Raw genomic sequence first — 20,031 nt, 5'->3', positions numbered from 1 at the left:
ATTATTACGCACCTAACATATCTTGAATATCTGACTTTAATACGTCAGCTTTCGGGCCATATACTGCTTGTACACCTTTATCTTTTACAATAAGTCCTAAAGCACCATTTTGTTTCCATTTTGCTTCTGGTGCAACGGCATCTAAATCTTTTACTGTTACACGTAAACGTGTCATACAAGCATCTACGTCAGCAATATTATCTTTTCCGCCCAATAAATCAATAACTTTTGTTGCTAATGAACCATCTTGTACATTTCCTGTTCCTTCTGTTGACTCATCTTCATTATCAATATAGTTTCCTGCACGCCCTGGCGTTGGTAAATTGAATTTTTTAATTAAGAAGTTGAATAACGTAAAGTTAAGGCCGAAGAACACTAATGAAACAATGACAAAGTTGATTAAATCTCTCGTTAAACCTGCATTGATCATCATTGGTGTACGTGTAATTAACTCAATAAATCCAAATGCATGAACACGTAAATTAATTAAATCCGCTAATGCGAATGCAAGTCCTGTTGTAATTGCATACACAACATATAATACTGGTGCAATAAACATGAACATGAATTCAATTGGTTCTGTTACACCTGTTAAGAATACTGCTAATGCAGCTGATAAGAACATTGGTTTATATTTTGCACGTTTTTCTTTATCAACATTACGGAACATCGCAAACGCAATCCCCATTAACGCTGCCGTTGAGCCGATAACTTGTCCAGCTTTGAAACGAGCTGGTACAACGTTATTTAATAAATCGTTATATGCTTTCGTATCTCCATTTGCTAATAAGTTATTTAAATCTGTAATCCATGCAAGCCATAACGGATCTTGTCCCGCTACAATTTGTCCAACCTTTGAGCCAGTTAACATCGTATATGTTCCGCCTAGCTCTGTGTAGTTCATCGGAATTGTTAACATATGATGTAATCCAAATGGTAATAATAAACGTTCTAACGTTCCATATACAAACGGTGCAATAACTGGTGCACTATCTTTAGATGCTGCAATCCAGCGACCAAATTCATTTAATCCACTTTGGATAAATGGCCATACAAGTGATAATACAATCGCAGTGACTGTAGACCAAACAATTACAACGAATGGTACGAATCGTTTTCCATTAAAGAATGCTAATGCCTGTGGCAGTTTATTATAATTGTAGTATTTGTTATATAAAGTAGCTCCTAAGAAACCTGTGATAATCCCTACGAAAACTCCCATGTTTAATGCTGGTGCACCAAGTACAGAAGTAAAGTAATCTTTTACAAGTAAATCTCCTGCTAAAAATGAAGAAACTGTCGCTTTTGAATCCGTTAACATTTGAGCGTTTACGCCAAATATAGCTCCTGTAATTCTGTTTGTTAAAACGAATGCTAATAGTGCTGCAAATGCACCACCTGCGCGATCCTTCGCCCAAGATCCCCCAATTGCTACTGCGAATAAAATGTGTAAGTTTGTAATAATTGCCCAACCGATGTCTTCCATTACACGAGCAATTGTATGAACTGCGTTAATATCCCCAGCAGACATCCCAATTAGCTTACCGATGGAAATCATTAAACCAGCTGCTGGCATTACAGCTACAACAACTAATAATGCTTTCCCGAACTTTTGCCAAAAATCAAAAGACGTAATTTTCATCTGTTCTTCCTCCCCTTTATTTATAACAACATAATGATTTAAATTATAATTTCTGTTCCTCTTATGAAAACGATTCCTTATATCCCTTTTTCTCTTTTCCTTTTTGTTACGCAACCGTTTTCATAAATCTATTTTAATAAAAGCGTTTTCACATTGCAATAGAAATTTATTTTTTTTCATAAAAAAAGATGCTCAAGGAGCATCCTTTTTTATTATAAAATGCGATAAACCCTTGTTTCATAAGGTTTTAACGTGATTGTAGTTACTTTTTCATCTTCCGCAACTTCATAGTTATTTAAAAGCAAACGTTTGCGTTCTAGTGCGAATAAAGGCTCATTATACACAACTTCCTCTTTTGAGATATTACTAATTACAATGACTTTTTCATCCTGTAACGTACGTGTATATGCATAAATTTGTGGATCGTCTTCTAAAAGTAAATCATACGTACCGTAGTTCAGTACATCGTGCTCTTTTTTCAAGGCAATCATTTTCTTATAGAAATTGAAAATAGACTTCTCTTCATTTTTTTGCTTTTCAACATTAATTTCTTTGTAATTTGGATTCATGCCAAACCAAGGTGCATTTGTTGTAAAACCAGCATTCATCTCATCGTTCCACTGCATAGGTGTACGTGAATTATCGCGGCAAGAAGCCCATATAATTTCCATCATATCTTGATGCGATACTCCTTCTGCAATTTTCTCACGATATAAATTTTTAACTGCTACATCATCGTAATCTTCAATATTTGGGAACTGAACATTTGTCATACCAATTTCTTGTCCTTGATAAATAAACGGTGTGCCGTGCATAAAGAAATACATCGCACCTAAAGCCGTTGCACTTTCACGCCAATATTCTTTATCATTTCCCCAAGTAGACACAATACGTGGCTTATCATGATTTTCAATGTATAAAGCATTCCATCCCTTATTTTCTAAACCTTTTTGCCACTTTGTTAATACTTTTTTCAACTCAACAACATCAAGATCTTTCTTCTTTTCTGCATCCCATAAGCTTAAATGCTCAAATTGGAATACCATATTGAATTTACCATTCTCTTCTCCAACCCAAAGATCAGCATCTTCAACTTTCACACCATTTGCTTCTCCAACAGTCATAATATCGTATTTAGCAAATGTGTTTTCTTTTAATTCTTCTAGTAATGGCTGAATACCATTTACATTCATATGTTTGTCAAAAGAAGGCACATACTTTAACCCTTTTGGGTTTGGCATATCCTTGAGGCCATCTTCTTTTTTTATATGACTAATCGCATCGACGCGGAAACCATCAATACCTTTATCAAGCCACCAATTAACAGTATCATATAAAACTTCACGAACTTCTTTATTCTCCCAGTTCAAATCTGGTTGTTTACGCGAGAATAAATGTAAATAATATTGCTCTGTCACTTCATCATATTCCCATGCAGAACCATTAAAGATACTTTCCCAATTGTTTGGTTCCGCGCCGTCTTTACCATCCTGCCAAATATACCAATCACGCTTCGGATTGTCTTTAGAAGAACTTGATTCAATAAACCATGGATGTTCATCACTTGTATGATTAATAACTAAATCAATAATAAGCTTCATGTCACGCTTATGAACTTCATCTAGTAGCATATCAAAATCTTCCATCGTACCAAATTCATCCATAATATCTTGATAGTCACTAATATCATAACCATTATCGTCATTAGGTGATTTATACATTGGACAAATCCAAATTACATCTATACCTAAATCTTTTAAATAATCCAGCTTTGCAATAATCCCCTGTAAATCTCCAATACCATCACCATTTGAATCCATAAAGCTACGTGGATAAATTTGATAAGCGACAGCTTCTTTCCACCATGTCTTATTCATACTAATTCTCTCCTTTTGCATCCCATCGGTTTTTTTATGCAAACGTTTTCGTAACACTATCATAACAAAATATGAATAGTTTGCAACTGTTTTCATTGAACTCTATGTAGTTTCCTTATTCTTATGCCTTATTTATTCCTCACAAAGATAAAGTGAAACTTTAATCGTTAAGGAGATGTCCATTCCCCGCTGATTATTAGCCCTTACCAATCGAGCTTTTACGAGCAGCCCTATCTTCTTTGTTTCAGCCGGATTGTCTTACTGCTCGCAAATAACGGGATAAATCTAACCCTTCTCTTCTTCTCGTCCATGCGTGTTAAATACACTCTTCATATACTAATACAAGCTCATATTATTTCAGAAAGGAGATATAAATTGAAACAAACAAAATTAACTGGTCGTATCGTCGTTCCCTCGGATCCTAGGTATGACATAGCCCGAATAAATTTAAATTTAAGCATTCCAAAATTCCCTTGTATTATTGTTTTTTGTCAAAATAAAAATGATGTGTGTAACGCCTTAAAATGGGCACGTGAGCGTCATATACCATTTCGCTTAAGAAGTGGACGACATAGCTACGAAAATTTCTCTCTTTTAAATGGCGGGCTTATTATTGATGTGAGTGAAATGAAGCAAATTACGGTTAGTACAGGAAAATTAACAGCAACAATTGAAGCGGGTGCAAATCTTGGCACTGTGTATAAAGAACTTTGGAAATATGGTGTTACAATACCAGCTGGCACAAGTGCAAGTGTCGGAATTGTGGGGTTAACACTCGGCGGTGGCATTGGCATGCTTTCACGCTTATTTGGACTAACATGTGATCAATTAGTAGAAGTCGAAATGGTACAAGCGTGCGGGAAATTTGGTGCAAAAATCATTCGTGCAAATGAACAAGAAAACCCTAACCTATTTTGGGCATGCCGTGGCGGTGGCGGTGGAAATTTCGGGATTATTACTTCCTTAACCTTTCGAGTCCACCCTATTAAAAACGTATCAATTTTCTCACTTACATGGGAATGGAAAGACTTTATTGCTGCATTTCAAGCTTGGCAAAACTGGGCACCTTATATAGATGAACGTCTCACTTCATCAATTGAATTATTCTCTAAACAACGAAATAAAATCGAGGTGAAAGGTGAATTTGTCGGCTCTCCTTCTGAACTCTATCCTCTATTATCTCCTCTTCTTGAAACTGGTAATCCTTCTCTCTTTATAGATGAAGTCCCGTATATAAAGGCTGTTCAATTCTTTAATAGCGGCAATATTCCTGAAAAATTCAAACGCTCTGGTTCCTACGTATATAAACCTATCCCTCTTAAAGGTATTCAAATCTTACAATATTTTCTTTCTCATGCACCAAATAAAGATGCGAGTATTTGGCACCAATCACTCGTAGGTGCTGTAGAAAACATTTCGCCTAATGAAACAGCTTATTTCCACCGCAAGGCAATTATTGCTCAAGAATATATTACTTCTTGGAAATGCAACGATGAAGAAAACCGAAATATACGCTGGGTTAAAGATTTACGGGAAAGCTTAGATCCTTACACACTGGGAGACTATGTCAATTGGCCCGATATCGACATAAAAAATTGGCAAACTAGTTATTATGGCTCTAATTTTCAAAGGTTGCGTAAAGTGAAGACAGCATATGATCCTTGTAATGTTTTTCGTTTTCAACAAAGTATTCCACCCTTTCATACGTAAAAAAGGGGATAAAATAAAAAATCATCCAATATGCCGTTACCTCACAGCATGTTGGATGATTCAAGTTGATTTTCTATATCGTTTCAAATTATTGCTCCTACTCATAAACTTTCAATTACGGATTAATTGTATTTCTCATCATTTTTATGCAATGAATGTAATTTAATGTTTGGTACTTTATCTTTTTCAATACCGCTATTATAAGCAACAGGAATTTGAAATTCGAATTGCTTTGTCTCATGTTTTTGTAAATAGACTGGTTTCGGTACTGGATAACCTTTTGAATTCTCGTTTACATTATCATATAAAACAACTTTTAATGCCTGTGAATGATTACGATAATTTTTTAAAGTCACAATGCACTTTTGTTCGATATCCTCTCCATTTTTCTCCATTCTACACTGACTATCTTCTTTTTTATATTCTATCGCCTCTACCCCTGTTTTTCCTGCGTAGTACCATGTTTTATTCAATGTATGGAGGATGCTATTTAGAATAAACGGCATCATTAAAATCAAAATACTAATGCCTACTACTTTTATCTTATTCATTGTTCTAAATGTACTAGATTTCTTTTTTACTAGCCATTTTACAAATAATATAAATGCGATTACATGTAGTACGAAAGAAACAATTAATATATTTGAAACTTTATAATCCATATAAGTATATGTATATACCGGAATCTTATAGAAATTGAATAGTTTTTCCCCAATTAATTCATTATCGTTTGGAATTTTTAATAATAACAAAACCCCTATACTGTAACAAATAGCTACTAATCGATCATACTCAATTCGAACCATTCCTTCTCCCCTTCCCTTTGCTTTTTTATTATCGATTTTAGCTATTATTACCATACTATACAATCATTTTATAGAGGATAACGTAAAAAAGTTCCTTATAAATATATAAAGAACCTTATTAATATACAATATGAATTAGAAAATCAATATGCAATTTTCACATAGAGATCTCCTCAAAATATGTTGGGTTATGTATTGTAATTTTTTTATCCAGAATTGTAACAATACTATCATTTTTTAATTGTTTTAATACGCCGCTAACCGTCTCTCGAGACGTACCAGATATTTTTGATATTTCAATTGTTGTAAGTGGGCATGAAATTACAATTGTTTCGCCACTCTGTTCTCCTAAATCCTGCATTAAATAATTTAATGTTTGAATGACCCGATCTTGTGCATTAGGAATTGTAATATTTTGTACTCGATTTTCGTTTAATTTTAATATCGATGATAGTTGCTGAACAACGTACATTAATTGTGTCCTACTAGATTTCACCATATCTTCGAAAATTACTGTCGGAATATAATATACTTCTACGTCTGTCATCGCTTCTGCCGTATAGTTATATCCTCTGTCTGTAAACATACCACCATAAGGAAAAATAGAATACCGCTTTACATAGTCATCATATAATAAATTTCCACTTTGATTTACCCGCTCTAACTTTACAAAACCATCTAACATGAAGTAAATTCTTTCTCTTGAATCCCCTTCTAAAAATAAAAATTGACCCTTTTTATAAGTTCGCCAATAGACAAACTCAGTCAAACCTTTCAATTTCTTTTCTGTTAAATGAGCAAATAATTCAAATTGCTTTAAATCTTTTACTACGTTCCGTCTATTCATAAAATTCCCTCTCTCTTGCTGTATGTTGGAGCGAAAAACCAAGAAAGCGTATTCAAATTAAATTTTATCATAATTAACTTGTATATTCGGATTTCATCATGAAAACTTTATGAACAATGAGTACAAAAAATATTAATAAATAAAAAGAATGAAGTTACTAACTCCATTCTTTTTTTACTAATAAATAGCGTACATAATTATTTAAACATACATGCATACATTCTGTTTAGAAATAATAGTACCAGCTTTTTCTTCTAGTGCTTCATATACTTTTTCTAAAGACGTAATAATTGTTTTTCTTTTTGGATTTGTATTAACAAAATTAATAGCAGCTTCAATTTTTGGAAGCATACTTCCCGCAGCAAATTGTTTTTCTTCAATGTATTCTTCTAATTGATTCACTGTGACATGCTCTAATTTCTTTTGATTCAGTTGATTATAATTTACATACACATGATCAACTGCAGTTAAAATTACAAGCGTATCGGCATCTACTAATTCAGCTAATTTCTGCGCAGCGAAATCTTTATCAATAACCGCTTCAGTTCCTTTTAACCCTTCTTCGGAATCAATTACTGGAATTCCACCACCACCAACAGCTATCACTATATTTCCATCCTCAACTAAAGAATTAATTACTTTATGCTCATGAATACTTACAGGCTTCGGTGATGGAACAACACGTCTCCACCCTCTGCCAGCATCTTCTTTAAACACTGCTTTTGTTTCTTCCATTAATCTTCTGGCCTCTTCTTCTGTATAAAAAGGACCAATTGGTTTAGTTGGATTTTTAAATGCCTCATCTTTTTCATCCACGACAACGCGTGTTATAACCGTTGCTACGTCTTTTTTTATATTCCGTTTTTTCAATGCCTTTTCAATCGCATTTTCCATCCAATATCCAATCATCCCTTGGCTCATTGCACCACAAGTATCTAATGGCATTGCAGGTGTCTTTTCCGTTTCTGCAGCTTTTTGCTGTAATAAAATATTTCCCACTTGTGGGCCATTTCCATGCGCAATTACTATATCTACATCATTTTCCATTATTTTCACAAGTTGTTCTGCTGTTTTTTCCAGCGCTTCTTGCTGTGCCCCTGCAGTAGCTTTTCCAGACTGTATCGCATTTCCCCCTAGTGCAACTACAATTTTTCTTCGTCCCATATTTCAGCCCTCCAGTTGATTTCACTTTCACAACGTTTTATAAAGTAATACTGCCTGTAATTAATCCATAAATCGCAAAGAATGCTAAAGCACCAATTGCTACCGATGATGCTAATTCCACTCGAGTAAATATTTGCTTCGAACTCTTTTGCTTTTGAACATTATAAAAAATAAAAATACCTGGCGCATATAAAGTCATTGTTAATAATAAATACTCTAAACCAGCTGCATAAACTAACCACACACCATAAATACTTGCTATCAAACCAATTATTATATTTTTATTTCGATCCGCTTCTTCAGACTTTAAGCTATGCTTCAGTTGATAAAATGCTGAAAAAGCATATGGGATTAAAATAGCTGAAGATGCTAACGAAAATGCAAAGTTATACGCCTGATCGGAAACAACGAATGTTAATAAGAACATTTGAATTAAGCCATTTGTTATCCATAATGAATTTATTGGAGCCTTATTTTTATTTTCTTTTGCAAACCATTTTGGAAATACTCCGTCTTTAGCCGCCAAATACGGAATTTCAGATGCGAGTAAAGTCCAACCTAACCAAGCACCTAATACAGAGATAACTAAACCTAAATTAATAAAGATAGCACCCCATTTTCCAACAACACTTTCAAATAAATAAGCCATAGACGGATTTTTTAAATTAGCAATATCTGCTTGCTGCATAAGTCCAAGAGACAGTAATGTAATTAAAATGTAAATGATGAGTGTACCCACTAAGCCAATAACCGTTGCTTTCCCTACATCACTTCTATTTTTTGCTCGACTAGATAAAACAACAGCCCCTTCTACCCCGATGAACACCCATAAAGTTACAAGCATTGTACTTTTAACTTGGCCGCCAACCGCTCCCCATGAAAAAGAACCAGTTTGTCCCCAAAATCCATCTAGGAATGTATCAATATGAAACGCGAAGATTCCTATGACAATAAATACAAATACAGGTACTAATTTTGCGATTGTAGTTACTAAATTCACAAGTGCTGCTGATTGAACTCCACGTAAAATTAACATGTGAACACACCATAATAATACGCTTGCACCAATAATGGATGCTACATTTTGACCGCCTTCAAAGATTGGGAAGAAATACCCTAATGAAGAAAACAATAATGTGCCGTAAGCTACATTACCAAGCCAGGCAGATAGCCAATATCCCCACGCACTATTAAATCCCATAAAATTACCAAATCCTGCTTTTGCATAGCTAAAAATACCACCATCTAAATCTGGCCGTTTTACAGTTAGATTTTGAAAAGATAATCCAAGCGCAATCATCCCAATTCCTGTTATAACCCAACCAATAATAATGGCTCCAGCTCCAGCTCCTTTTGCCATATCACTTGCTAAATTAAATGCTCCACCGCCAATCATAGACCCCACTACAAGTGCCGTTAATGTAAACAACCCTAATTTCTTATCTTCACCCATTCCACTCACCTCTCTTTAATTGCAATAACACTACGAAAGCAATAGTGGATGATAGTGTCTAAAGGAGGAGAAAGAAGAAAGGAAGACTCCCTTTCTTCTTTACTCCATGTTTCCTAAAGTAGCTGCCATAACCGCTTTAATTGTATGCATTCTATTTTCAGCCTGATCAAATACTTTTGAATGTTTACTGCGGAATACTTCGTCAGTTACCTCCATTTCCCTCAACCCATATTTTTCATAAACTTCCTCACCATACATCGTTTCAACATCATGAAATGCAGGTAAACAATGTAAGAAAATCACATTTTCATTTCCTGTTTCTTTAATCATTTTCATATTTACTTGATAAGGTTTCAATAACTCGACACGTTCAGCAAATTTTTCTTCTTCCCCCATAGACACCCATACATCTGTATAAATTACATCTGCATTCGCAACAGCTTCTTCCACATTACTTGTTATCATTACCTGTTCATTATATTTTTTTGCTAAATCAATTACTTCTTGCTCTGGCCATAAAGATTCTGGTGTACAAATACGTACATCCATTCCAACGATCGCTCCACCAACTAGTAAGCTATTAGCAACATTATTTCGTCCATCTCCAACGTAAACGAGCTTCACATTTTTTAATTTCCCTACATGTTCTCTAATTGTTAATAAATCTGCAAGTGTTTGTGTTGGATGCCACATATCTGTTAATCCATTCCAAACCGGCACACCAGAATTTTGTGCTAAAGATTCTACAGTTTCATGATTAAATCCACGAAACTCAATTCCGTCAAACATGCGTCCTAACACTTTTGCTGTATCCTCTACGGATTCTTTTTTCCCAAGCTGAATATCACCTTTCCCTAAATATTCAGGGTTCGCTCCCAAATCTGTACATGCTACTGTAAATGCACATCGCGTACGAGTAGAGGTTTTTTCAAATAATAGCGCTACATTTTTACCTTCTAAATAATGATGTGGGACACCGTTTTTCTTTTTCTCTTTTAATTCTGCTGCTAAATCTAGAAAATATAATAATTCTTCTTGTGTAAAATCTTTTTCAGCTAGAAAGCTTCTTCCTTTTAAATTTGGTCTAGTCATTAACATACTTCATCCCTACTTTCTCCGTTATTTATACTAAATATCTTTACGAACAATTGGCATACTCATGCAACGTGGACCCCCACGACCACGAGATAATTCCGAACTTAGCACCTCAATGACCTCTATACCATGTTCCCGTAATAACGTATTGGATACATAGTTGCGATCATATGTAACAACTACACCTGGCGCAATTGCTAATGTATTAGAACCGTCATTCCATTGTTCACGAGCGGAAGCAATTGCATCTCCTCCTCCACAAGGAATAAGAACTAATTCACTTAAACCTAATACCTCTTTTAATGCTTCCGTTAAAGAAGTACGATGTGTAATTTTAAGAGTTTCCACATCTGGGCCTTTTTCTAAAATATAAATATTCATATTTCCTTTTGGCCCTTGAATGGCTGGATGAATTGTAAACTTGTCATAATCAACCATTGTAAACACTGTATCTAAATGCATAAATGCTCGGCATTTTGGAATTTCTATTGCTAACACTTTCTTAATTTTATTTTGTCGGCTAAAAAGATTTTTAGCTAAACGTTCAATTGCTTTAGCTGACGTACGGGCAGATACTCCAATTGCAATTGTTTCTTCATTTAAAATTAGCTCATCGCCACCTTCAATCGGAAACTTATAATCACGATCTAGCCAAATTGGCACATTGTGATTTGCAAATCTTGGATGATATTTAATGATGTACTCCATGAATAATGATTCACGTCTACGCGCCGGTTCTCTCATCTTATTTATCGTTAAACCATCGCCCACGCTAGCTGCTGGATCACGAGTAAAATATAAATTAGGCATTGGGTCTAAGTAAAACGGATAATGATCTTCCATTAATTCGTATAAATGTGTCTTCTTACTTGTTTCAATTTCGTTTTTCCGTACACCACCCATAATTTTTTGAACTAATTCTTCATTTGAAAAGGAAAGTAAATATTCTTTTAAAGTTTGATGTGCAACATTTACGTCAGCCTGTCCTTCTTCTAAAATACGATCAACAAATTCTTCTCGAAGTTTTTTATTTACTAATGCCTCAGCAGCTAGTTTTTCTAAATAAAGAACTTCAACACCCCGATTGCGTAATGTTTGTGCAAAATAATCATGCTCTTTTTGAATAATTGGTAAGTATGGAATATCGTCAAATAATAATTGTTGCAAATAATCTGGCGTTAAGTTTTCCACTTCTTTACCAGGTCGTTTTAATAAAACTGTTTGTAATTCCCCAATTTCTGAAGTAACATGTATCGGATGCTTCATTTGTTGTACCTCCTTTTAAATATGTTTGATGTCTTACAAGTACATAATAAATGCTACGCGCTTTCATCTTTGTGAAAACATCTACATTATCATTGTGAAATATTAAACAAGTTATTTTTTAAAAATCATATGAATTTGTATTTTTATAACATTCCATCCCGCTTTTTCAATAAAAAAATACATATATTACGCATATATGCTGAATATTTAACTTCCGTATTTTTAAAAAAATCCTGTTTTTAATTTTTATTAAAAACAGGATTTTGCATCTAAATAATTAAATTTAACCTTTCTTCTAAAATCTCCCTATCTGATTTCGACTGAGAAATTATAAGGCATGTATCATTTCCACATATACATCCTATTTTTTCTTTCCAATCTAACTCATCAAACAAAACACCAATAACATGTGCATTACCGGGTAATGTTTTAATAACCATTAATTGATCTACACAATCAATTTTTACAACAACCTCTCGTAATTTTTTCTTTAACTTTATATCAGTTTGTAAATGCTCTTCTGAGAAAAATTTATATATCATTAATCCTTCTTGAGAAGGTACCTTCGTTAAGTTTAACTCACGAATATCTCGAGAAACTGTAGCTTGTGTTACTAATACATCTTTTTTTGCTAACAATTCTACTAATCTTTCTTGCTTCTCTATTTCATACTCCTTTACAAATTGTTTAATTAATCGTTGTCTTTTTTCTTTTTTCATAAAAGACACCCCTTTTAATATTATAGCTCGCTATAATTTTCATCCGAAAGGGACAGAAAAGAATGTTGCGGAAACGTTCATAGTTTATACTTTTTAACTGTAGATATTAAATCTCGCTAAAAAAAGAGAAGAACAGCATTCTGTTCTTCTCTTTTACATTGAAAACCGTTCAATTGTTTGTTTTAAATCCGCTGATTGCTTCTCTAAGTCTTTTAATAATTGATCGATTGCTATCATATTTTTAGACTGTTGTAATGTCACACGTGCCACTTCTTGTGAACCAGCTGACGTTTCTTCCGCAATTGCTGCTACAGCCTTTGTTTGTGCTCCTGTTTGATGAATGTGACTCGCTTGTTCATTCATATAACTACTAATTTGCTTGGTTGCATCGGCTACTTCCATAACACTTGATGACATTTCTTTTAAAATTAATTCTGTAGCTTCTCCGCGTTTCGCCTCTTCTTTAGCTGTCTTCACCTGCTCTGTCATTTTCAATGCGACTTGCTGTACTTCATCTTGCATATCCCGTAATAACTGCGATATATTTCTTGCGGAATGATCACTTTCATCAGCAAGTTTACGTACTTCTTCTGCTACAACCGCAAAGCCCCTTCCATGCTCTCCTGCACGAGCTGCCTCAATAGAAGCGTTGAGTGCTAATAAATTCGTTTGACTAGCAATCTCACTCACAACAGAAACAATATGTTCAACTTGTTTCATTCGCTCTTCTAATTTCTGTACATTTTCCATCGAATCTTCATTTTCTCTCGCCAATGTTTGAATACCTTGAATTAAAGAAGTAAAGACACGTGTACTTTGTCCTAAAGCTTGAACCATTTCTGAAGACAACTCGTCAGACTGTTTTGCTTTTCCTTCTACTTCATTTGCAATAGAAGTCGTTGTATCAACAGTAGAAACGATCGCTTGAATCGATGCTGCTGATTGCTCGGCACCGGAAGAAATCTCCGCAAGAGTTTCAGACACACCTTGTGCTTGCTTTGTCGCTTCACCTGTTTGTTTTCTAATTTGCTGAACTTGATTATTTGTATACGAAAATGTAGTATCGATATTTTTTACCATGCCCCTTAAGTTCCCTAGCATCATATTAAATGCAACACTTAAAGATTTAATCTCATCATCGGTCTTTGGCAATGGGACATCTTCACGAATATCACCTTCAGCCGCTTTCCTTGCTGCTTCTTCCAACTTTCGAAGTGGTTTAATTAAAAATATTGCTGCCCCATACGCTAAAATTCCAGACCATACTACACCTAATAACATAACGATAATATTATAAACAGTTTGACTTACATAACTTTGAAAGTAATCATATATAACGTAAATGAAAATTAAACTTGTTGAATATGTAATGAAAGCTAAAACTGTAGTAAATAACATAAGCTGTATACGCAAGCCAAAGGAAAATGTTTTTCTTTCTTTTCCCATCTCTTCTTTCCCCCTTCTTATAAGCAATATAAGTACTACCTATATATTATTATCCATATTTTCGTTATAGAAAGATATAAGGATTTTAAAAATCATTATTTCTTTGAATATTAAATCCCCCTGAAAAAAATAAAGGATTCTGACAATTTATGACTAATAACAGAAATAAGGGGCAACATTTGTAAAATATATTTTTGACTGGGGGTTTTGTATGATTCAAGTTCGAAATCTAGTAAAATCATTTGGCTCACTTGATGTTTTAAAAGGAATTGATTTAGAAGTAAAAGAAAAAGAAGTTGTTGTTTTAATCGGTGCCAGTGGTTCCGGCAAAAGTACATTACTTCGCTGTCTTAACTTTTTAGAAATGTACGATGAAGGTGAAATTCACTTACAAGGTGAACGAATTGATCCGAAGCATTCAAATTTAAACAAAGTCCGTGAAAATGTCGGTATGGTTTTTCAACACTTTAACCTCTTTCCTCATATGACCTCACTAGAAAACATCATAGAAGCACCTATTCACGTAAAAAAATTGGAGACAGCAGACGCGAAGGATGTTGGGAATCAACTCCTACAAAAAGTCGGCCTACAAGATAAGGCGGATGTAACTCCTCACCTACTTTCAGGTGGTCAAAAACAACGCGTTGCGATTGCACGAGCTCTTGCTATGAACCCTAAAATTATGCTATTTGATGAACCTACCTCAGCCTTAGACCCTGAACTTGTTGGAGAAGTATTGCAAGTTATGAAAGAACTTGCTGAAGAAGGAATGACCATGATTATTGTTACTCATGAAATGAATTTCGCAAGAGATGTAGCTGATCGCGTCATATTTATGGATGACGGAAAGATTGTAGAGGACGCTCCGCCAGCACAATTCTTTTCAGCTCCATCACATGAACGAGCAAAACAATTTTTACGCAACGTTTTATAATGTAACTTCTGTTTCAAATGAAAAGAAATACATCCATACGGTGCACAACTAATTGTCCAAATAAAATATCTCAGTAACATACTTAAAACCATCCGTATGATCAATATATAGGAGGGGTTTTATGAAAAGAAAACTATTAACCATTGTTGCGAGTATTACATTATGTACATCCTTCATACTAGGAGCCTGTAGTAAGGAAAGTGCTACTACTTCTTCAAATGGTGAAAAAGAATTTCGTTATGCGATGAGTGGATTATATAAACCTTTTAACTATAAAGAAAATGACGGAAAGCTTGCCGGTTTTGATGTGGAAATTGGTGAGGCACTTGCGAAAAAAATGAATATGAAACCCACTCCTATTACAAATCCATGGGAAACGCTAATTCAAGGTCTACAATCGAAAAAATATGATGCTATATTGGGCAGTATGGCAATTACAGAAGAACGCTTAAAAGCTGTTAGTTTCTCCAATCCTTATTATCGCTCTGGTGCCCAAATTTTTGTGGCTAAAAAGAATACATCTATCTCTTCTCCAGAAGATTTGAAAGGTAAGAAAATTGGGGTTGTAAAAGCTAGTACCTTTAAAGACCTTGTTGCAAAACATACAGATCAAATCACAGAATATGATAGCGATATTACTGCACTTATGGACTTAGAGCCTGGACGTATTGATGCAGTAATCACTGATCAAATGGTCGGTTTACGTATGATCAAAGAAGGTAAATCAAATATAAAAGAAGCTGGAAAACCATTAAATCTTGATGAAATGGGAATTGCTATTCGTAAAGATGATAAAGAAATGGTTGAGAAAGTAAATAAAGCTTTAGATGAAATCATTAAAGATGGTACGTATGAAAAGATCAGTAAAAAATGGTTTGGGCGTAATATTCTTGGAGACGAGGCAAAAACAAAGTAAGTTAGCCATTTAGAGATTTCATAAATCATGCCCCACTTTGTATGTGGGGCACTTCATTCACTACTAAAATCCATACAATATGAGGTGACACATATGTTTGAAATTTTTATCTCTACCTATCCCACACTCTTAAAGGCTACTATTGTCACATTACAATTAACATTAACATCCCTATTACTCGGTTCACTAATTGGATTACTAGTCGCTTTCTTTCGAATCTCTAACAATAAGGTTTTAAATAGTATTGCTCATGTATATATCGCCATTATTCGTGGTACACCTTTAATTGTTCAAATTGCCATTCTCTATTTCGGTATTACATCGATTATTGTCTTCACTCCTTTTTGGGCAGGAGCAATTGCTTTAGCAATCCATAACGGTGCATATATTACTGAAATTTTCCGCGGATCCATTCAGTCCGTTGATCGTGGACAATTGGAAGCTGCTCGCTCTTTAGGGATGCCTTACCCTTTAGCGATGCGCCGGATTATATTACCACAAGCATTTCGTCTGTCTCTTCCCCCTCTAGGGAACCAATTTATTATTGGATTAAAAGATTCTTCACTTGTCGCTTATGTAGGAATGTCCGAATTATGGGGATCCGGTTTATCAATTGCCGCAGGTAACTTCCAGCAATTAGATACATATATCATTGTTGGTGTATACTATCTCGCACTAGTTCTTCTATTTACTTATCTTGTCAGTCTTCTAGAAAAACGACTACAACGAAAAGAAAATAACTCTGTCCAGGTCAAGACGAAGAACAAGAAAGAAGTCTCTTTATAACAAAAAGCAAGCTCTAAGAGAGCTTGCTTTTTCATCGTAAGATATGTCTATTATTGATTTACTTTTTTTATAGTCTCTTTTTCCTCTATATGTTCCTCACGATATGAAATATTATGAGGATCCAATCCATTTCCTAAAGAACCATAGAAATGCTCCCTATGCGGATCAACTAATTCACTTCCGTGATAATACACACGTGGTGTATTCCAAAGTGCTGCCAAAGCTTTTGTCATCGGCATTTCATGATAGCGTTCCGGCCACATTTCTTTAATTTTATCTTTTACTAATGGATAGTATTTAGAACTCATAGCAGGAAACAGATGATGTTCTGTATGGTATGAGAAATTGAAATGTAAAACGTCTACCCAGCGCGGTACTGTTACTGATAAACAGTTTGCTAAAGGATCATTTACTGGAACAATAGGATTTAAGCGGTGATTTGTTGCGATATACGCCATTACAATAAAGTTAGCAATTAACAACGGAATCACGTATGCAAAGAACCACTTTGTAGGTCCCATAATAAACAATAAACTAATCCAAACTGTCCAGGGCAAAAGAAGTTGAAGCCATACAGATTTTTGATTGGATGACTTAAATTCTTTTATAAAATGAAAGAACATTCGAGTCGAATGTAACGTAAATTGAATTGTTAGTGACAGGAAACTAAAGAATGAACGTACATGAAGAGGCATGCGATATACCCAGCTCAAAAACTTACTCTTTTTCAGTTTCTCAAATGTCGGCCATGCATCTGGATCATTCTCTTCATGCTGTGTGTGAACATGATGCGTTGCATTATGCCACTTTCTCCAAAGTTTTGGGCCAGTTGATAATGGCATAAATGCTATCGCACCTAAAAAATCACGAAGCCATGCCTTTCTTACAACTGTTCCATGTAAAATTTCATGTCCTAAAAATCCAAGTGAAGCAAAACATAATCCAAGAACAATTGCAATTCCTAGATTTGCCCACACATTCAATTCAAATACACCGATCGTTATTAAACCAGCCAATGCCACAAGTAAATAAGCCAGTCCACCAAATAATCGATTAGGAACTGGTTTAAATGCTTTTTTCGGCAAATGTGGTGCTACACGTGCTGCATACCACCCAAACGTATGAAGCTCCTTCATCCTTTTGCCCCTTTCTTATGCCGCGCCCCGCGCAACTTGCATATATCAATTCTTGCTTCCAGATTGATTTTACTACGTGATCCAAAAAGCATTTATCATAAGGAAAATATACTCACTCTATCGTCACTTAATTTTCGCTTTTATTATCAATGAAAAACATTTCTCTTTTTACTCTCTATCAACCTTTCCACATGATGAATCATAACAATAGAATTTCTATATTGTCAACAACTTTTATGACCTAGTAATAAAAGTTGGTTATATTTTTATAATTATACTTTATTTCACTAAAGAAAAAGCATAGATTTCATAAGGCTTTATCAGGTATATATACATATCCACTTAAACAACATAGACTCTATCTTATTCAAGAACTCTCTATGTAATCAACAAATGGAATCACTTGAATTTAGCTTTATATAAATCCTACTTCTTCATACTGCCCCAATAAAATAATTATATTAAAATATTTTTTCTTTCATTTAGTAAGAATAGAACGCTACGAAAACAACATACATGAATTCCATATAATATGGAAATATTAAAAGGAAAATTGTTCTAATTTGGAGGTTTTCAAAATGACAGATGACACATTTCCGCAGTTACCATCATCCTATTGGATTGAATCTACTCAATTTCCTACTTTTCCTCATTTATCCGAAAATATAAAGACAGAAGTTGCTGTTATCGGAGCTGGTATTACAGGCATTACCACCGCCTATTTACTCGCTAAAGAAGGAATGAAAGTCGTTTTAATTGATTCTGGTTCTGTTTTAAATGGAACAACTGGGCATACAACCGCAAAAGTAACAGCTCAACATGATCTTATTTATGATGAATTAATAAACAATTTTGGTGTTGAAAAAGCCAGGCTTTACTACGAATCAAATAGTAAAGCTCTACAATTCATAAACGAGACTGTACAAACATATAAAATCGACTGTAATTTCACAAATGAAGATTCGTATTTATATACAACTACCAATAATGGCCTGCGAAATTTAACGAAAGAATATGAAGCCTATCAAAAATTAAATATTCCTTGTGACTATGTTCAATCCCTGTCGATTCCTATTCCCGTACAATCTGCACTTGTGATGAAAAATCAAGCGCAATTCCATCCCCTCCTTTATTTAAAAACACTTTTAGAAAAGTTTGTGGAAATGGGTGGAAAAGTTTATGAGCAAACAACAGCCATTGATGTGGAAAAAGGAGATTATCCACAAGTTATTACAAAGGGTGACCATCGCATCACTTGTAAATATATTGTCTCTTGTTCACATTTTCCTTTTTATGATGCTAATAGCTTTTTCTTTACGCGAATGTACGCAGAACGCTCCTATGCCCTCGCAATAAAAGCAAAAACGGATTATCCAGGGGGCATGTATTTAAGTATCGATGATCCAAAACGCTCCATACGTTATACGACAAGCAATGGAGAAAAGTTGATATTGATTGGCGGAGAGAGCCATAAAACAGGCCAAGGAATTAATACGATGCTTCATTATGATGCACTATATTCCTTTGCTGAATCTACTTTTGGAGTAGATGAAATTCCTTATAGATGGTCAGCGCAAGATTTAATTACGCTAGATAAACTCCCTTATATCGGACATATTAACGAAAGGAATCCAAATATATTTGTGGCAACTGGATATCGTAAATGGGGAATGACGACTGGAACTGCAGCAGCTCATTTACTGAAGGACTCCATTCTAAAAGTCCACAGCCCATATAAAGAACTGTTTGCACCATCACGCTTTCATGCAAATCCGGATATAAAAACTTTCCTCTCTCAGAACATTGATGTTGCTAAACACTTAATTGAAGGAAAAATTGAAACCGCATTACGTAAGCCAGAAAATCTTGAAGTTGGCGAAGGTTCTGTTGTACATGTCAACGGTAAACGAGCAGGTGCTTATAAAGATAAAGAGGGAAAATTACATATCGTCGATACAACTTGCACACACCTCGGCTGTGAAGTTGAATGGAATAGCGGTGATTGTACTTGGGATTGCCCTTGTCACGGTTCCCGTTTTTCAATTGATGGGGATGTTATGGAAGGTCCAGCAGATCAACCATTAAAGCGAGTTGATAACGAATAAAAAAACAAAGAAGTTCAACGGGAATCCTGTTGAACTTTTTTATTTTTCATGACACCTTTTCATATAAATTTCGACATACGCAGGGAAATATTAACATTAAATAAAATAATATATTCATCTACAAATAAA

16 protein-coding genes and 1 pseudogene are annotated in these 20,031 nt (G+C 34.6%); 5 read left to right on the top strand and 12 right to left on the bottom strand.

Translation table 11 applies throughout. The annotated features are described in order from the left end of the window. Positions 1-4 precede the first annotated feature (4 nt). Together MKY90_RS02160 and MKY90_RS02155 are read right to left on the bottom strand one after the other, a co-directional pair. Positions 5-1,642, bottom strand: a complete 1,638-nt coding sequence (locus MKY90_RS02160; protein WP_061688653.1) for a PTS transporter subunit IIBC — start codon at positions 1,640-1,642, stop codon at positions 5-7. A 212-nt stretch (positions 1,643-1,854) separates the two neighbouring features. Next, on the bottom strand, positions 1,855-3,519 hold the full coding sequence (locus MKY90_RS02155; RefSeq protein ID WP_341090194.1) for a glycoside hydrolase family 13 protein: 1,665 nt from the start codon (positions 3,517-3,519) through the stop codon (positions 1,855-1,857). Between the two features lie 375 nt (positions 3,520-3,894). Between MKY90_RS02155 and MKY90_RS02150 the strand changes: the two genes are divergently transcribed. Continuing rightward, positions 3,895-5,229, top strand: coding sequence for an FAD-binding oxidoreductase (locus MKY90_RS02150; RefSeq protein ID WP_002124960.1), 1,335 nt, complete (start codon positions 3,895-3,897; stop codon positions 5,227-5,229). 122 nt (positions 5,230-5,351) lie between these two features. Here the strand turns inward: MKY90_RS02150 and MKY90_RS02145 are convergent, their stop codons facing one another. The 9 genes and pseudogenes from MKY90_RS02145 to MKY90_RS30345 all read right to left on the bottom strand — a co-directional run. Continuing rightward, positions 5,352-6,035, bottom strand: coding sequence for an ABC transporter permease (locus tag MKY90_RS02145; RefSeq protein WP_098167866.1), 684 nt, complete (start codon positions 6,033-6,035; stop codon positions 5,352-5,354). Between the two features lie 157 nt (positions 6,036-6,192). Continuing rightward, the gene (locus tag MKY90_RS02140; RefSeq protein WP_001081909.1) at positions 6,193-6,882 is read right to left on the bottom strand and encodes a Crp/Fnr family transcriptional regulator; all 690 of its coding nucleotides are present in this window, start codon (positions 6,880-6,882) and stop codon (positions 6,193-6,195) included. 201 nt (positions 6,883-7,083) lie between these two features. Then, positions 7,084-8,046, bottom strand: a complete 963-nt coding sequence (gene arcC, locus MKY90_RS02135) for a carbamate kinase (RefSeq protein ID WP_002186827.1) — start codon at positions 8,044-8,046, stop codon at positions 7,084-7,086. Between the two features lie 37 nt (positions 8,047-8,083). Next, positions 8,084-9,499 (bottom strand): arginine-ornithine antiporter, encoded by a 1,416-nt coding sequence (gene arcD / locus MKY90_RS02130; RefSeq protein WP_002016693.1) that lies wholly within the window; start codon positions 9,497-9,499, stop codon positions 8,084-8,086. Between the two features lie 99 nt (positions 9,500-9,598). Further along, positions 9,599-10,597: an ornithine carbamoyltransferase gene (argF, locus tag MKY90_RS02125; protein ID WP_000930304.1), complete on the bottom strand. Its 999-nt coding sequence runs from the start codon at positions 10,595-10,597 to the stop codon at positions 9,599-9,601. A gap of 30 nt (positions 10,598-10,627) precedes the next feature. After that, positions 10,628-11,860 (bottom strand): arginine deiminase, encoded by a 1,233-nt coding sequence (gene arcA / locus MKY90_RS02120; RefSeq protein WP_002139467.1) that lies wholly within the window; start codon positions 11,858-11,860, stop codon positions 10,628-10,630. Positions 11,861-12,129: 269 nt separating this feature from the next. Then, positions 12,130-12,579 carry an arginine repressor gene (gene argR / locus MKY90_RS02115; RefSeq protein ID WP_000711835.1) on the bottom strand — a complete coding sequence of 150 codons (450 nt, stop codon included), beginning with the start codon at positions 12,577-12,579 and terminating at the stop codon, positions 12,130-12,132. Positions 12,580-12,732: 153 nt separating this feature from the next. Beyond that, positions 12,733-13,659 (bottom strand): methyl-accepting chemotaxis protein, encoded by a 927-nt coding sequence (locus tag MKY90_RS02110; RefSeq protein WP_429705361.1) that lies wholly within the window; start codon positions 13,657-13,659, stop codon positions 12,733-12,735. A gap of 15 nt (positions 13,660-13,674) precedes the next feature. Further along, positions 13,675-13,860: pseudogene (locus MKY90_RS30345) on the bottom strand (HAMP domain-containing protein); the annotation flags it as partial. A 376-nt stretch (positions 13,861-14,236) separates the two neighbouring features. Here MKY90_RS30345 and MKY90_RS02105 point away from each other — a divergent pair. The 3 genes from MKY90_RS02105 to MKY90_RS02095 all read left to right on the top strand — a co-directional run bounded on the left by MKY90_RS02105 (position 14,237) and on the right by MKY90_RS02095 (position 16,661). After that, positions 14,237-14,959, top strand: coding sequence for an amino acid ABC transporter ATP-binding protein (locus tag MKY90_RS02105; RefSeq protein ID WP_002029539.1), 723 nt, complete (start codon positions 14,237-14,239; stop codon positions 14,957-14,959). Between the two features lie 121 nt (positions 14,960-15,080). Continuing rightward, on the top strand, positions 15,081-15,875 hold the full coding sequence (locus MKY90_RS02100; RefSeq protein WP_002091263.1) for an ABC transporter substrate-binding protein: 795 nt from the start codon (positions 15,081-15,083) through the stop codon (positions 15,873-15,875). Between the two features lie 93 nt (positions 15,876-15,968). Then, positions 15,969-16,661 carry an amino acid ABC transporter permease gene (locus MKY90_RS02095; protein ID WP_002169270.1) on the top strand — a complete coding sequence of 231 codons (693 nt, stop codon included), beginning with the start codon at positions 15,969-15,971 and terminating at the stop codon, positions 16,659-16,661. A 50-nt stretch (positions 16,662-16,711) separates the two neighbouring features. On the opposite strand, the gene MKY90_RS02090 is transcribed toward MKY90_RS02095, so the two are convergent. Then, complete coding sequence (locus MKY90_RS02090; RefSeq protein WP_002091268.1) at positions 16,712-17,797, bottom strand: fatty acid desaturase family protein; 1,086 nt, start codon at positions 17,795-17,797, stop codon at positions 16,712-16,714. A gap of 578 nt (positions 17,798-18,375) precedes the next feature. Here MKY90_RS02090 and MKY90_RS02085 point away from each other — a divergent pair. Further along, positions 18,376-19,902: an FAD-dependent oxidoreductase gene (locus MKY90_RS02085; protein ID WP_002016701.1), complete on the top strand. Its 1,527-nt coding sequence runs from the start codon at positions 18,376-18,378 to the stop codon at positions 19,900-19,902. Positions 19,903-20,031 lie beyond the last annotated feature (129 nt).

This window comes from Bacillus sp. FSL P2-0099 (assembly GCF_038007445.1).
GTDB lineage: Bacteria > Bacillota > Bacilli > Bacillales > Bacillaceae_G > Bacillus_A > Bacillus_A mycoides.
This window is presented reverse-complemented; position numbering and strand designations above follow the sequence as displayed.

What these genes read in the sequence shown, in the direction of transcription:
- MKY90_RS02095 (WP_002169270.1), top strand. Translation starts at nt 15,969, where the DNA reads ATGTTTGAAATTTTTATCTCTACCTATCCCACACTCTTAAAGGCTACT.
- MKY90_RS02085 (WP_002016701.1), top strand. Translation starts at nt 18,376, where the DNA reads ATGACAGATGACACATTTCCGCAGTTACCATCATCCTATTGGATTGAA.
- MKY90_RS02145 (WP_098167866.1), bottom strand. Translation starts at nt 6,035, where the DNA reads ATGGTTCGAATTGAGTATGATCGATTAGTAGCTATTTGTTACAGTATA.
- MKY90_RS02110 (WP_429705361.1), bottom strand. Translation starts at nt 13,659, where the DNA reads ATGGTAAAAAATATCGATACTACATTTTCGTATACAAATAATCAAGTT.
- arcA (WP_002139467.1), bottom strand. Translation starts at nt 11,860, where the DNA reads ATGAAGCATCCGATACATGTTACTTCAGAAATTGGGGAATTACAAACA.
- MKY90_RS02155 (WP_341090194.1), bottom strand. Translation starts at nt 3,519, where the DNA reads ATGAATAAGACATGGTGGAAAGAAGCTGTCGCTTATCAAATTTATCCA.
- MKY90_RS02100 (WP_002091263.1), top strand. Translation starts at nt 15,081, where the DNA reads ATGAAAAGAAAACTATTAACCATTGTTGCGAGTATTACATTATGTACA.
- MKY90_RS02105 (WP_002029539.1), top strand. Translation starts at nt 14,237, where the DNA reads ATGATTCAAGTTCGAAATCTAGTAAAATCATTTGGCTCACTTGATGTT.
- arcD (WP_002016693.1), bottom strand. Translation starts at nt 9,499, where the DNA reads ATGGGTGAAGATAAGAAATTAGGGTTGTTTACATTAACGGCACTTGTA.
- MKY90_RS02140 (WP_001081909.1), bottom strand. Translation starts at nt 6,882, where the DNA reads ATGAATAGACGGAACGTAGTAAAAGATTTAAAGCAATTTGAATTATTT.
- MKY90_RS02090 (WP_002091268.1), bottom strand. Translation starts at nt 17,797, where the DNA reads ATGAAGGAGCTTCATACGTTTGGGTGGTATGCAGCACGTGTAGCACCA.
- argR (WP_000711835.1), bottom strand. Translation starts at nt 12,579, where the DNA reads ATGAAAAAAGAAAAAAGACAACGATTAATTAAACAATTTGTAAAGGAG.
- arcC (WP_002186827.1), bottom strand. Translation starts at nt 8,046, where the DNA reads ATGGGACGAAGAAAAATTGTAGTTGCACTAGGGGGAAATGCGATACAG.
- MKY90_RS02160 (WP_061688653.1), bottom strand. Translation starts at nt 1,642, where the DNA reads ATGAAAATTACGTCTTTTGATTTTTGGCAAAAGTTCGGGAAAGCATTA.
- argF (WP_000930304.1), bottom strand. Translation starts at nt 10,597, where the DNA reads ATGTTAATGACTAGACCAAATTTAAAAGGAAGAAGCTTTCTAGCTGAA.